General features: G+C 58.4%; 13 protein-coding genes. 6 read left to right on the top strand and 7 right to left on the bottom strand.

The genetic code is table 11. The features are described 5' to 3' along the window. Positions 1-18: 18 nt before the first annotated feature. From ACXAH8_RS20880 to ACXAH8_RS20860, 5 genes are read right to left on the bottom strand one after another with little or no spacing between them, the layout of a single operon-like run. Positions 19-1,308: a TRAP transporter large permease gene (locus ACXAH8_RS20880; RefSeq protein ID WP_170526402.1), complete on the bottom strand. Its 1,290-nt coding sequence runs from the start codon at positions 1,306-1,308 to the stop codon at positions 19-21. Beyond that, complete coding sequence (locus ACXAH8_RS20875) at positions 1,309-1,896, bottom strand: TRAP transporter small permease subunit (RefSeq protein WP_170666898.1); 588 nt, start codon at positions 1,894-1,896, stop codon at positions 1,309-1,311. It abuts the gene before it with no gap. Between the two features lie 53 nt (positions 1,897-1,949). Then, complete coding sequence (locus ACXAH8_RS20870) at positions 1,950-2,465, bottom strand: flavin reductase family protein (RefSeq protein ID WP_419740565.1); 516 nt, start codon at positions 2,463-2,465, stop codon at positions 1,950-1,952. Next, the gene (locus ACXAH8_RS20865) at positions 2,465-3,355 is read right to left on the bottom strand and encodes an aldo/keto reductase (protein ID WP_475220477.1); all 891 of its coding nucleotides are present in this window, start codon (positions 3,353-3,355) and stop codon (positions 2,465-2,467) included. Before ACXAH8_RS20865 ends, ACXAH8_RS20870 begins: the two co-directional genes overlap by 1 nt. After that, positions 3,355-4,509 carry an LLM class flavin-dependent oxidoreductase gene (locus ACXAH8_RS20860; protein WP_475220476.1) on the bottom strand — a complete coding sequence of 385 codons (1,155 nt, stop codon included), beginning with the start codon at positions 4,507-4,509 and terminating at the stop codon, positions 3,355-3,357. Before ACXAH8_RS20860 ends, ACXAH8_RS20865 begins: the two co-directional genes overlap by 1 nt. 105 nt (positions 4,510-4,614) lie before the next feature. On the opposite strand from ACXAH8_RS20860, the gene ACXAH8_RS20855 reads away from it, so the two are divergent. From ACXAH8_RS20855 to ACXAH8_RS20845, 3 genes are all read left to right on the top strand, one after another. Continuing rightward, positions 4,615-5,325, top strand: coding sequence for a GntR family transcriptional regulator (locus ACXAH8_RS20855; RefSeq protein WP_475220475.1), 711 nt, complete (start codon positions 4,615-4,617; stop codon positions 5,323-5,325). Between the two features lie 12 nt (positions 5,326-5,337). Beyond that, complete coding sequence (locus ACXAH8_RS20850) at positions 5,338-6,435, top strand: Gfo/Idh/MocA family protein (RefSeq protein WP_475220474.1); 1,098 nt, start codon at positions 5,338-5,340, stop codon at positions 6,433-6,435. A gap of 715 nt (positions 6,436-7,150) precedes the next feature. Beyond that, entirely contained in the window at positions 7,151-8,149 is a 999-nt protein-coding gene (locus tag ACXAH8_RS20845; protein ID WP_475220473.1) for a LacI family DNA-binding transcriptional regulator, read from the top strand. On the opposite strand, the gene ACXAH8_RS20840 is transcribed toward ACXAH8_RS20845, so the two are convergent. Next, positions 8,150-9,283 (bottom strand): Gfo/Idh/MocA family protein, encoded by a 1,134-nt coding sequence (locus tag ACXAH8_RS20840; RefSeq protein WP_475220472.1) that lies wholly within the window; start codon positions 9,281-9,283, stop codon positions 8,150-8,152. Positions 9,284-9,321: 38 nt separating this feature from the next. Then, a complete protein-coding gene (locus tag ACXAH8_RS20835) occupies positions 9,322-10,425 on the bottom strand; it encodes a Gfo/Idh/MocA family protein (protein ID WP_475220471.1) in 1,104 nt (367 codons plus the stop codon). 113 nt (positions 10,426-10,538) lie between these two features. Between ACXAH8_RS20835 and iolC the strand changes: the two genes are divergently transcribed. From iolC to ACXAH8_RS20820, 3 genes are read left to right on the top strand one after another with little or no spacing between them, the layout of a single operon-like run. Continuing rightward, the gene (iolC, locus tag ACXAH8_RS20830; RefSeq protein WP_475220470.1) at positions 10,539-11,519 is read left to right on the top strand and encodes a 5-dehydro-2-deoxygluconokinase; all 981 of its coding nucleotides are present in this window, start codon (positions 10,539-10,541) and stop codon (positions 11,517-11,519) included. 9 nt (positions 11,520-11,528) lie between these two features. Then, on the top strand, positions 11,529-12,365 hold the full coding sequence (locus tag ACXAH8_RS20825; RefSeq protein WP_475220469.1) for a 5-deoxy-glucuronate isomerase: 837 nt from the start codon (positions 11,529-11,531) through the stop codon (positions 12,363-12,365). Then, positions 12,362-13,201 carry a class II fructose-bisphosphate aldolase gene (locus ACXAH8_RS20820; protein ID WP_475220468.1) on the top strand — a complete coding sequence of 280 codons (840 nt, stop codon included), beginning with the start codon at positions 12,362-12,364 and terminating at the stop codon, positions 13,199-13,201. Before ACXAH8_RS20825 ends, ACXAH8_RS20820 begins: the two co-directional genes overlap by 4 nt. The last annotated feature ends 197 nt before the right edge of the window (positions 13,202-13,398 follow it).

Here is a 13,398-nt window from a genome sequence, read left to right as displayed (position 1 = left end):
CCTCCCTATGGAACTCAGTTAGTTGGCAAACCCCGTTATCCTCGGGATCGTCATGGATAGTGCGGGGATATAGGTGATCAGGAAGATCACTATGATTTCAACGGCCAGGAACGGCAGGATCGCCTTGGCGATGGTTTCGACCCGCTCGCGCGATACGGCGGCGGCCACGAACAGGACCAAGCCCATTGGCGGTGTGGCGAGGCCGACGGTCAGGTTGACGCTCATGATGATGGCGAAGTGGATCGGGTCGACGCCGAGGCTGGTGAAGATCGGGCCAAGGATCGGACCAAGGATAATGATCGCGGGGCCTGCATCCAGAAACATGCCGACGATGAACAGTAGCAGGTTGATCAGGAACAGCAGGATCAGCGGGTTTTCCGACAGGCTGAGGATCAGCGAGGCCAGTTGTTCCGGCGCATGGCTGAGGCTGACAACCGTCTTGAACGCCATCGCCGCGCCGACCAGCAGAAGGACGACGGCGGAAGTCATGCCTGCGTTGCTGAGCACCTCGGGCACTTCTTTCCATGTCAGCGTGCGCAGGACGAAGAAGCCGATGATGAAGGCGTAGCCCACGGCGACGGCGGCAGCCTCGGTTGGTGTGAAGATACCGCCCAGAATACCGCCCAGAATGATCACGGGTGTCATGAGCGGGAAGAAGGCTTTCAGGCTGGCCTGACGCCGTTCGGGCCATGTGTATTTTCGGCTGGCCACCGGGAAGTCATAACGGTCTGCCATGAGTTTGATCATCAGCATCAGGCCAACGCCGACCATCACGCCCGGCACGATGCCCGCAAGGAACAGCGCGGCGACGCTTTCGCCCATGACATAGGCGTAGATGATCATGATGCCCGAAGGTGGGATAATCGGTCCGATCACCGAACTGGCCGCCGTGATCGCGGCGGCGAATTTGCGGGTGTAGCCCTGTTTCTCCATCGCCGGGATCAGCATCGACCCAAGCGCCGAGGTATCCGCCACGGCGGACCCCGAGAGGCCCGCGAAAAGGATCGAGCTGAGGACGTTCACATGCGCAAGACCGCCGCGCAGGTGGCCCATCAGAGCCTGGCTGAACTCGACCAGGCGGATGGTGATCCCACCGCGGTTCATCAGCTCTCCGGCCAGCATGAAGAAGGGGATCGCCATCAGCGGGAAGCTGTCCATGCCGTTATAGACATTTCGATAGAGCAGCGTGATGTCGTTAGTCTGTCCGTTCAACCACAGCAGGATACCGGGCGCGGCCAAAAGGGCGAAAAAGACCGGCAGGCCAATCAGCAGGAAAACCAGGAAGGTGGGCAGGAACCAGATCAGCATTTATTCGGCCCCCACTGCCGCGTCAGGAATTTCGGGCAACAGGTGACCCCCGCCCAGCAGAGTGATGAAGGATCGCAGGATCAGCTCGATATTCACCGAAATCAGCAGAATGATCCCAACCAGCAACGAGGCCATCATCCAACTGCGCGGGATGCGGTACCATTCGTCGAACCCGAGCGAGGTAGGAAGGTAAAGCGCGGCGGTGGCGAATTTGCCGCCAAAGCCAGTGACCTCGGACCAGCCGATATTGACCGCGACTAGCAAGACGGCGAGAGAAATCAGCAGTAGGAACAGGTTGAGCGATTGGCCGACTACGCGCGGCAAAAAGCGTTCCAGCATGTCGATGGCCACAAAGCCGCCGCGGCGAAAGGCGGTGGGGGCCATAAGGCCTGTCATCCAGAGCATGCAAAACCGCGCAGCCTCATCCGGCCATGGCAGAGCATTGCCCAGTACATACCGGAAGAATACTTGGATTAGGATCGCAATCACCATAAGTGCAATCGCAACGACACCAACCGCGCGGCCCAGACGCAGCACGGTTTCGTTAACGAATGCGATCGGTGCGAGCACCGATGCCAGTCCGCTCATGCGGATCCTCCCTTGTTCAGCCGCGGGTATGTCCCGCGGTCGTCAAATCGCGCTTAGTGCTGCGCGAATTGGCCGAGTTTCCCGGCGTAAAAGGTCAGCGCGTCTCCATCCGCCATGCTGGCCTTAAGAACCTTTCCAACCACAATAACGTGATCGCCCGCATCGTGATACGCGTGTTGTTCACATTCGAACCGCGCCAGGCAGTCCGCCAACAGCGGCGTCCCGTTCTCACAACGCTCATGCTCGATGTCGCGCAGCGCAAAGGCGTCTTTGGAACAGCCAAAACACAGCTCAGCCTGTTCCGAGGACAGCACATGCACGCTGAAATGGCGGGCTTTGTGGAAATACGGGAAGCGGCGCGAGTTGCGGTCGCCCGCCCACATGATCAAGGGCGGGTCCAATGACAGCGACGAAAAGCTGTTGGCCGTAATGCAGACCGGGCCATCGGCGCTGTCGCATGTGACGATGGTGACGCCGGTCGCAAAGCGCCCGAAGGCGTCGCGCAGGGTCCGAGTGTCGTCCTTATGCGGAACGAAGGTGTGGGTCATGTCCTTTGAGATTGCATTCATCATGGTACCTCATGCCCCAGCGCCGCCTCATAAAGGCGGTACCAGCTTTCACGATCCAGTTTGACTTTCACAGCGTCCGACGCGCGTTTGATCCGATCCAGATTGTTGGTGCCCAGAACTGGTAGGATGTTGGCTGGATGCGCCAACAAGAAGGCCACGGCAACCGCGGCGCGATCCACGCCGAACTCGGCGGCGATTTCGTCCGCTACAACGCCAACCGGTGGGTTTCCGGCCATCAACAAACCGCCACCCAGCGGAGACCACGCCATCAGAGGGTGGCCGTGTTGCTGATGAAATGCCAGATCGCCATTGGTGAAGGGGCTGATCTCACCCAGAGACACCTCGATCTGGTTGGTGACCAGTTGGGTTTTCATCGCCGATTGCAGAAGGGACCAATCCCAAGGCCGGAAGTTCGACACGCCAACCGCGCCGACCTTGCCGCTGGCGACGACCTCGTCTAGCGCGGCTCCTGTCTCATGGTGGTCCATCATGGGATCTGGACGGTGGATCAGAAGCAGATCGATATGGTCAATCGCCAATTCGGACAAGGACGTGTCCACCGATTTCACGATATGCGCGCGCGAGGTGTCATAGTATTTCACCTTGGCGTCCGCATAACGGCCAGCCGGCGCGACGATGTCGCATTTAGTAACGATCTCCATCCGCTGGCGCAGACCGGGATTGGCGCGCAGGGCATTGCCTAGAACCGCCTCGGCCCCGTAGTCACCATAGATATCGGCCTGATCGAAGGTGGTGATACCCTGATCCAGACAGGCCTGAATCTTGGCTTCGACATGCGCCGCCGATGTGTCTGCATCGTCGCCCAAGCGCCACATGCCATAGACAAGGCGGCTCATTTCCAGCGAGTCAGAAAGTTTAACACGTTGCATCAGCGACGAACTCCGTTGCCCAGCGGGGTTGCCGGGGTAGTTGCAGGCACGCGCCCATAAGCTTCAGGCAGCGAACAGGTTTTCAGGTTAGACAGCACGCGGGCGCCGAAATGTTTGGCTTCGTCAATGTGCGGATAGCCCGAAAAGATGAAGGCGCGGATGCCCATCTTTTGGTATTCTTCAATCTTGCTCATAACCTGATCGGTCGACCCGACCAACGCTGCGCCACAGCCCGAACGCGCACGGCCAACGCCGGTCCAGAGACCGGGTTCGACATAACCATATTCATCGGCCAGATCACGGTTCTTGGCCTGATGCGCCACGCCGAGAGAGGTCGAGTCCAGCGCCCGTTCGCGGATTGCACGACCATATTCGTCATCCAGCTTCGAGACGATGAAATCCGCATATTCCTGCGCCTCGGCCTCGGTATCGCGCACGATCATGTGCACACGCAAACCGTAGTCCAGCGTGCGGTTGTAGTTCTCGGCGACCGCATGAACGGCCTTCATCCGCTCGGCAAGTTGGTCCTTGGTTTCTGGCCACATCAGGTAGACGTCGCAATGCTCGCCGCACAAGTCCAGCGCAGAGGGGGAATAACCACCGAAATAGAGCAGCGGCCCTCCAACCTGGTATGGCTTGGCCGGGTCAGTGGTCAGACCTGAGAAGTTATAGACCTCGCCTGCATGATTGATCTCGTCCTGCGTCCAGGCTTGCTTCAGAATCTCTACCACTTCGCGCGAGCGCTGATAGCGGAACGCGCTGTCGGCTTTCTCACCGGGAAAGTCGGAGGAGATGATGTTGACCGTCAACCGCCCGTTCAGCATGTGATCCAGCGTCGCAATGGTGCGGGCCAGCATGATCGGTTGCATCTCGCCACAGCGTACAGCGGCCAGCAGGTTGATCCGGTCGGTGATTGGGGCGCAGCCCGCGACAAAGCTCAGCGTGTCCTGACCGACCTGATAGGAGGACGGGCATAGGATGTTGCGGAAGCCCTGCGCTTCGGCCTCTTTCACGATGCCGGAACAATGCTCCCAACTCGACCGCAGGTCGCCATCGGGTACGCCAAGGAACTGGTAATCATCGGAACACAGCGCGGCAAACCACGAAACTTCGGCCGCATCCAGATCGGGGGATGTGATGGGGACGATGCTCATTTGATTCACGCTCCGTACATCTTTGACTTTCCTCTTGCGTAGCAATCGCTTTGATGTAGATCAATAGTGTATCAATTTCTCCTGCGACCGAGTGAAGCGTCTGCCGTGCCTGCCTCCAACCGAAACCCCAATGCCCTGCCGGTATATATTCAGATCGCGGAACTTCTGATCCGCGACATCGCTGCCGGGCGTCTTATTGATGGTGAGCGTTTGCCGCCCGAGCGTGAGATGGCGGCGGAGTTGAATGTCTCGGTTGGAACGCTCCGAAAATCGCTCTCTGAGCTAGAAAAAAAGGGGATGTTGGTGCGTATCCAGGGCTCAGGCAACTACATCCGCGAGACCGGCACACAAAATAGCGTCTATGCAATGTTCAGGCTGGAACTACCCGAAGGGGGTGGCCTGCCGCGTGCGGATATCCTGTCAGTTGACCATCTGAAGAAGCCGGCCAATCTGCCGAAATTCGGGGCTTCTGATGCCGGTTCGCGCGTCCGGCGCATGCGCTACCTGAATGATACAATCATCGCAGTCGAGGAAATTTGGCTAGACGAATCAGCGGGCCTGATCGAACAGAGCCTACTGTCCGACTCACTCTATCGCTATTATCAGCGCCAATTGGGCTTTTGGATCGCAAGGGCCGAAGACAGAGTCTCGGTCCGGCCGCTACCGGACTGGACACCTCCCGACTTCACCAAACCAGCAGGCCAATCGGTAGGCTACATCGAGCGGTTCAGCTGGTCGGAAAATGCCGAACCCGTTGAATTCTCAAAAACATGGTTCGACCCAGATCGGGCCAACTACGTACAACGTTTGAAGTAAAAGGAATCGCACATGACCCGGACCATCAATTACGGGCTAATTGGATGCGGCATGATGGGGCAAGAGCACCTGCACAATATCAGATTGCTGGAAGGCACCAATGTAGCAGCGATCTTTGAGCCCGATTCAGAGATGGCAAATGCCGCCAAGGCAATTGCGCCAAATGCGGCCATGGTGGGTTCCGTTCAAGAGCTTCTGGCGGTTGAAGAACTGGACTGCGTCGTCATTGTTAGCCCAAACCATCTTCATGTGGACCAGATTTGCGAAATCGCTGAAACACGTCCGCTTCCGCTTTTGGTAGAAAAGCCACTATTCACCGACCCGCAAGACGGGGCTCGCCTCGAGCAGTTGCAGCGCGACTACCCCTGCCCGATTTGGGTTGCGATGGAATACCGGTACATGCCTCCTGTTGCAGCTCTGATCGAGAAGGCTCAGGTGACAGGTGGTATAAAAATGCTATCGATCCGCGAGCATCGTTTTCCATTTTTGGACAAGGTCGGCCACTGGAACCGTTTCAACCGCAATACTGGAGGCACTTTTGTCGAAAAATGCTGCCACTTCTTCGACCTCATGCGTCTGATATTGCAATCCGACCCGGTGCGTATAACCGCAAGTGGTGGACAGGCAGTGAACCATTTGGACGAGAGCTACGATGGTCAAACCCCAGATATTCTGGATCACGGCTATGTTCTTGTCGATTTTGCCTCGGGTGCGCGCGCGATGTTGGAACTGTGCATGTTTGCGGAAGGCTCTCGTTATCAGGAAGAAATATCAGCCGTCGGACCAGAAGCTAAAATCGAGGCTCTGGTCCCAGGACCGGCGCGCTTTTGGCAGGATCACTTGGGCGCCCCCCCGCCTCCGCGCGTAATCGTGAGTCCGCGCAATCCCAAAGGCCCTGTATCAATGGACGTTCCAGTGGACCCGAACCTATTGGCGGCTGGGGATCACAATGGGTCGACCTACTATCAGCACAAAGATTTCTTGGCCGTGCTTCGTGGCGAAAAAGCTCAACCGGACGTGAGTTTGAACGACGGCCTCTGGGCGGTCAGAATGGGACAAGCGGCGCAACAGGCAATAGTCACAGGCGAAACAGTTTACATGGTCGATTGAATAGGTTCAAAAACAAGGGCGCGGGTTTCAGCCCCTAAAAAGGTCCCATATCGCTCGAATGTATGTCAGACATCGCCAATCGATTTGGCAAAGGGCTATTTCTAGCGACTGTGCAAGCCTACGTTTGCGCAGTATTTCTTGGATGCCCCGCTAGACTTTTTGTCTTGCCTTCCCTGCTGCGAACGGCCGTCTTTCGTGATCGAGTTAGATGCTCTTGCGGATATAGCTAAAGCCCGCTTACCCCGGGCAAACCGAAACACCTTTCTTCCGTGTTGGCGTTCAGGCACCAATCAGCCCAATGACCCAGCTTGATGGCGATGTCGCGCAACTTGCAATAACGCCGACGGACCTGCTCAATCATCCGATGGCCCTTTCGGTTACACCCACGTACCGAGCCTCAAGGTCAAGATTGAATGTCGCGCTCTGATCAAGAATGCGGAAGGGATGGAAGCATAGCCTGATCTTTGGTCACTAGAACTATTTTGTAGTCGGTTACACAGCTAAAGGCCTCTACATAATCCATTCGATCGCATGGGTTCGTTGGGTTTCGTGTCTCTCATCACCCAAGATGCCTCTTTAGAAAGATGCGCCTCCTCGCCCGATATCCCTGTGGCATTGTTGCAACCGGTTGCAGCAATGCGGTCTTGGTGCATAATACTGTCACCATGACACTGCCCAACTCCATCCCCGCCCATTTGCCTGCAAGGCACCTGCCATGAGCGTCACTCTCAAAGATGTCGCCGCGCTGGCGGGTGTGTCGCGATCAGCCGTTTCGCGCACCTTTACCGAAGGGGCTTCGGTCTCGGCCAAAACCCGCAGCAAGGTAGAAAAAGCCGCGAAAGAGCTGGGCTATAGCCCCAATGCGCTGGCCTCGTCGCTGACTACGGGGCGGACCAAGCTGATCGGGCTGATCTCGAACAACTTCCACAACCCGATCTTTCTTGAGGTTTTCGATCAGTTTACACGCGCTCTGCAAGAACGAGGGTTGCGTCCTTTGATCGTGAACCTGACCGACGAAACCGAGCCCGCCAATTCAGTCCGGATGTTGCGGCAATACTCGGTCGATGCGGCCATCGTCGCCTCATCGACCTTGCCGCCGAGCTTTGCCAAGGCGTTCCACGATGCCGGGGTTCCGGTGGTGCATACCTTTGGCCGATCCGCCACCTCGCCCGAGGTGCATGTGGTCGGGATCGACAACGTGGAATGCGGGCGTATGGCTGCGCGAGAACTGGTGGCCCGTGGGTACACACGCGTCGGGTATCTGGGGGGGCCGAAGGATGCGACGTCGGCCATGGACCGTTATCGCGGGTTCATCGAGGAAACCGCGCAATATGCGAACCTCGAGGTATCCTATTCCTTCGCGCAGAACTACTCATTCGATGCTGGCAGGGCCGAGATGCTGCGGCTGTTGGGCGACACCCCTGCCGAGGGGTATTTCTGCGGCGATGACATCCTGTCGATTGGCGCGCTATCGGCCCTCAAGGATCATGGGCTGACGCCGGGACGCGACATCGGCATTATCGGCTTGAACGATATGGAAATGTCCCGTTGGGAGAGTGTTGACCTGACCACCATTCACCAGCCGATCAAACAGATTATCAACGCCTCGGTGGATCTGGTCGAGGAGATGCTGAAAGAGCCTCAGAGATATCCTGAGGCCCGTATTTTCCCTTGCCGGGTGATCGAGAGGGGCACGCTGCGCCCCCGTACCTAACTACCGGAACATGGGCGGACGCGCGTCTTTCCACGCGCCGTCCTCTTTGCCTGACGCGACGGCGGCATGAACGGCGGCGATCGAACGCACACCGTCTGAGGCGCCGGGCAGACCGTCGCGGGCCTCACCCCGGATCGCATCGGCCAGATCGCAATAGATATTGGCCACGGCCAGCGGGAAGCCCTCGGGGTGGGCGATGGCCACGCGCGAAAGTCGTTGCACTTCGTCATGCAGACCACCTTCGCCCTTTTCGATGATCTGGGTGCGCCCTCCGACTGGCGTGTAGATCAGCTGGTTGGGCTGCTCGGACGCCCAGCGCAGACCCCCGGTTTCACCAAACACCTGAATATCGAACCCGTGTTGCCGCCCAATCGCAACGGACGACGTCCACAGGCGCCCAACTGTGCCGCCTTCAGTGCGGAAATTGATCATCGCGTCATCCTCCAACTCGCGGCTGGAAATGGTCGAGGCCATGTCCGCGGATAGGGATTTCACCTGATCATCACAGACGAAACTGGCCATATGCAGCGCATGGATACCGCAATCCGCAAACTGTCCCGAGACACCCGCCATCCCCGGATCATAGCGCCAGCGGACCCGAGGGTTATCGGCATCCGTCGCGTCGCCATGATGGCCATGGCTGAAATTGGTCACTACCAGCCGCACCTTGCCGATATCCCCTGCCCGCACCATCGCGCGGGCCTGCCGGATCATCGGATAGGCCGAGTAGCAATAGTTCACCGCGCAGATCTTGCCTGAGGCCTCGGCCACGCGCACGATCTCTTCGCCTTCTTCGACCGTCATGGTCATGGGCTTTTCGCAAAGGACGTTGAAACCAGCCTCGAGAAACGCTTTGGCGATTTCGAAGTGCGTGGAGTTTGGCGTGGCAATTGTGACCAGATCAATCCGGTCGGGGCGGTCCTTTTCGCCCGCTAGCATGTCCTGCCAGCTGCCGTAGGCGCGGTCGGCGCTGATGCCCAACCGCTGAGCAAATTCACGGCCTACCTCGGGCCGATGATCCAGAGCGCCGGCCGCGAACTCGAACATCCCGTCCGCCTGCGCGCCCAACCGATGGGCAGGTCCGATCTGGCTTCCTTCACCGCCACCAATCATGCCCCATTTCAGCTTTGCCATGGTCTTCGTCTCTCTTCAATTTTACCGAGCTAGAGCGATCAAAAATCGCTGATATCTTTCCACTGCCGTTGGTCTGACGAAGCCAGCGCAGCCGCCAGCACCCGGTTGACCTCATGCCCGTCGCGGAAGGTCGGCCAGATCGGATTGCCAGTGTGAATGGCTTGTAGGAAATCCTTGGCCTCGATGATGATCTGGTCCTGATAGCCGGTACCGTGACCGGGGCCCTGGCAGAAGGGCTCATAATCCGGATGAGCGGGGCCGGCCAGGATCTTGGTGAAGCCACGCTGCCCTTCCGGCCCTTCGCGGCGATAAAGCCAGAGGGCGTTCTGATCTTCCTGATCGAACCGGATAGCGCCCGTGGTGCCCGAGATTTCATAGGCATAACCCATCTTGCGGCCCGTCGCGACGCGGCTGAAATAGAGGTTGCCCATCACACCGTTTTCAAAGCGGCACATCATCTGGGCGTGATCGTCATTCGTGACCTCTCCGCCCGGGCGCATGCGGTGAACGGTTTCGACATCAGCCATGACCTGCGAAATGGGGCCGATCAGCGCAAGCGCGCCGTTCACCATATGCGGGGCCAGATCTCCGATCGTGCCGTTGGCCATGCCGGTCGTGCGCCACGTGGCGGGGGCGTCGGGGTCAGCATAGAAATCCTCGGTATGTTCACCGCGAAACCAGGTGATGTCGCCGATCTCGCCGTCTGCAATCAGTTTGCGTGCGTATTGGCTGGCAGGCGTGCGGATATAGTTGAAACCCACCATGTTGACCACGCCGGCATCCTCGGCCGCGCGCGTCATCGCCTGACTGTCCTCGAGTGATGCGCCCAAGGGTTTTTCGCAGAGGACCGGCTTGCCAATGGCAAAGGCCGCCTCGGCGATCTGGCGGTGCGTTTCCTGAGGCGACGCGATGACAATCGCTTCGACCTTCGGATCCTCAACCAGAGCGCGCCAATCGTCGGTCGCGCACTGGAACCCATAGGCCGCACGGTATCGTTCGGCACTTTCAGGGGACGAGGCGCAAATTACCTCGAGCTGCGGACGCAGAGCAGTGTTGAACACAGCGCCCACGGCAGACATGGCAACAGAATGCGCCTTGCCCATATAGCCGCCACCAACGATTCCAATTCCGATTTCAGGCATCTGTCACGGCTCCGAACATACTATTTGCAACCGGTTGCAAAATCAGTATCGTGTGAATCGATTCAACGCAAGGTCCAAACTTTGCCGACGACGTTACGCCGGAGGAACATCACGTGAGCGCTTTGGTCGAGGGCATCAAAGGAAATCGGTTTGCGGTTTTCGGTCGTGCCGGAATGGATATGTTTGCCGATCCAATCGGCGTCAAAAGCGAGGATGCCGACACGTTCCATGCCGATCTCGGCGGGTCCTCTGCCAATATTTGCGCGGGTCTGGTCAAGCTCGGCAGTCAGGCATCATTGGTTACGTCGGTCTCGGACGATGCAGTTGGTCGATTCTGTCTGAACCGCCTGCAGCACTACGGTGTCGACACCTCTTACATCCGCGTTGTGGGCGGTGAGTTCCGCATATCCCTGGCGATCTATGAAAGCCGGATCGAGAATTTTCAGAACGTAATCTACCGCAATGGGGCGGTCGATTTCCAAGTCACCGAAGAGGACATGGACCGGATCGACTATGCGGCATTCTCAGCCGTGATATCCGCCGGAACTGTCTTTGCAGCGGAACCGTCACGCAGCGCCACGTTTCGGGCTTTCGACAATGCCCGCGCCGCAGGGTTGCCAATAATTTTCGATATCGACTATCGCCCTTATAGCTGGCCATCGCCCGAAGTGGCGGCCGATGTCCTGTCCCGGGCCGGAGAGGCCAGCGACCTGATTGTCGGCAATGACGAGGAATTCGGCTTCATGGCCGGCGGTATCGAAAAAGGGTTCGCAAAGGCCAAAGAATTGGCCGAAAAGCCGGGCCGCATCGTCATATACAAGATGGGTGAAAAAGGTGCCGTCACGATGATGGACGATCAGGAGATTCACACGGGCATCTACCCCGTTAACGCAGTCAAACCCAACGGAGCAGGGGACAGCTTTATGGCTGGTTTGCTGGCCTCTGTCGCCGCTGGCTATTCGCTAGAAGAAGCGGTCATGCGCGGCTCGGCCTGTGCCTCCATCGTGGTATCAAAACCCGGATGCGCCCCCGCCATGCCTACAACGCCCGAGCTGGATGCGTTTCTGGCCGACCACCCCGGCCCGACCACATAGGAGGCCCCCATGCATATCGCGCCCCATGACAACCAGAACAAAGCCATCGTTGACGTTGACGACCCGCTGGTCCCGCTGAACTATTTCAACATCGTCAAGCTCAAGCGCGGCGAGGCGTTCGAATACCAGGTACCGGGCTATGAGACCTGCATCGTCCCCGCCACCGGCTCGGTGGATGTGGACGTCGAAGGCGTGCAATTCGCCAAACTGGGCAACCGTGGCGAGGACGTTTGGGATGGTGAGCCAGAGGGCGTCTATGTCCCGGTTGGCGCCAAAACGCAGCTGGTCTGCTTGTCAGAAGGGGCCGAGGTGTTCATCGCCGGGGCCAAGTATGACAAGGTTCTGGACCCGTTCGATGTGCGCGAACATGACCTTGTGCAATACGGCAGCGACGACACCAAAACGCATCGCAAGATCAAACATATCCTGGGGCAAAAACAACAGGACAAGGTCGGCCGCCTTTTGGTGAGTGAGCTGTTCACCGTTGGTCAGGGTGGCTGGTCGGGCTTCCCGAGCCACAAACACGACACCAACCGCCTGCCGGATGAGACGCGCCACGACGAGACCTATAACTTCCGCTTCAAACCCAACTGGGGCTCGGGCCTGCAGATGTTGCAACGCGAAGACAACGAACCGGGGGATGCCTATCATATCGTCGATGGTTCGACCGTTTGTATCGACAAAGGCTACCACCCCTGCTGCGTGTTGCCGGGATATGAGATGTATTATTTCACCATCCTCGGCGGGCTGACGCAGCGCTCATTGGTGCAGTATTTCCAACCTACCCATGCCTATCAGGTCGAGACGATTCCGGGCATCAAAGACATGATCGCGAAGTTCAAATGACCCTCGCCACCCTAAAAGACGTCCTGCAACCGGCCTATGAACAGGGCTATGCTGTCGGTGGCCTGGTTACTCTCGGCTGGGAGGACATGCGCGCCTATGTGGCCGCCGCCGAGGCCGAAAACGCGCCGGTCATCTTGCAAGCCGGCCCGAGCTGCCGCGAGCACACGCCCCTGCCCATCCTTGGTAAAATGTTCCGCCATCTGGCCGAGGGAGCCTCGGTCCCCGTGGTGGCGCATCTGGACCATGGTTACACGTATGAGGACTGCAAGACCGCGTTGGACAGCGGTTTTACGTCGCTGATGTTCGACGGGTCGCGCAAACCGCTGCAGCAGAATATCGACGAAACCGCCGCCATCGCCGAAATGGCCCACGCGGCCGGGATTTCCTGTGAAGGTGAGATCGGGTTCGTCGGCTATTCCGGCGGTGAAGGCTCGAACGGGACCAACCCTGAGGAAGCCGCCCAATTCGCTCGTGAAACAGGCGTGGATGCGATGGCGATCTCGGTTGGGAATGTCCACCTGCAGCGGAACAAGGAAGGCGGTCTGGACGAAGACCGCATCGCCCGGATCGACGCGCTGACCGAGGTTCCGCTGGTTATCCACGGAGGCTCGGGCGTGCCGGTCGAGCAGCGCACGCGCTTGGCCCAAGGCACCTCGATCTGCAAGTTCAACATCGGGACCGAGCTGCGTATGGCCTTTGGTAACGCCCTACGCGACGCTGTGAACAGCGACCCCGAACGGTTCGACCGCGTGACCATACTTAAAGAGACCCAAGACCCGGTCGAGGCCGCCGCCCGCACCGTGATCCGCGCCTTTGGCGCGCCGCCTCAGAGATAGCGAGATCGGGATGTAAATGGCTATGTAGTTTAACCCTGCGACTAGATAGATTGTCTTTCTCAGGCAACGTTCGTGTATCTGGGGAAAAGCGGTCCTTCGGTCAGCGAGCGGCGAAAGAGGAAAAAAGAGCCCAGAGAGATCGATGCTGCGCTGCGCACCAATGTCTGCTTCAATGGTTCTTGGTTCTGCGCTATGAA

It is taken from the genome of Ruegeria sp. ABV3_008 (genome assembly GCF_056161185.1).
This window is presented reverse-complemented; position numbering and strand designations above follow the sequence as displayed.

Bases quoted from the DNA above. Each gene is read 5' to 3' on its own strand.
- ACXAH8_RS20880 (WP_170526402.1), bottom strand. From the start codon at position 1,308: ATGCTGATCTGGTTCCTGCCCACCTTCCTGGTTTTCCTGCTGATTGGC.
- ACXAH8_RS20875 (WP_170666898.1), bottom strand. From the start codon at position 1,896: ATGAGCGGACTGGCATCGGTGCTCGCACCGATCGCATTCGTTAACGAA.
- ACXAH8_RS20870 (WP_419740565.1), bottom strand. From the start codon at position 2,465: ATGAATGCAATCTCAAAGGACATGACCCACACCTTCGTTCCGCATAAG.
- ACXAH8_RS20865 (WP_475220477.1), bottom strand. From the start codon at position 3,355: ATGCAACGTGTTAAACTTTCTGACTCGCTGGAAATGAGCCGCCTTGTC.
- ACXAH8_RS20860 (WP_475220476.1), bottom strand. From the start codon at position 4,509: ATGAGCATCGTCCCCATCACATCCCCCGATCTGGATGCGGCCGAAGTT.
- ACXAH8_RS20850 (WP_475220474.1), top strand. From the start codon at position 5,338: ATGACCCGGACCATCAATTACGGGCTAATTGGATGCGGCATGATGGGG.
- ACXAH8_RS20845 (WP_475220473.1), top strand. From the start codon at position 7,151: ATGAGCGTCACTCTCAAAGATGTCGCCGCGCTGGCGGGTGTGTCGCGA.
- ACXAH8_RS20840 (WP_475220472.1), bottom strand. From the start codon at position 9,283: ATGGCAAAGCTGAAATGGGGCATGATTGGTGGCGGTGAAGGAAGCCAG.
- ACXAH8_RS20835 (WP_475220471.1), bottom strand. From the start codon at position 10,425: ATGCCTGAAATCGGAATTGGAATCGTTGGTGGCGGCTATATGGGCAAG.
- ACXAH8_RS20825 (WP_475220469.1), top strand. From the start codon at position 11,529: ATGCATATCGCGCCCCATGACAACCAGAACAAAGCCATCGTTGACGTT.
- ACXAH8_RS20820 (WP_475220468.1), top strand. From the start codon at position 12,362: ATGACCCTCGCCACCCTAAAAGACGTCCTGCAACCGGCCTATGAACAG.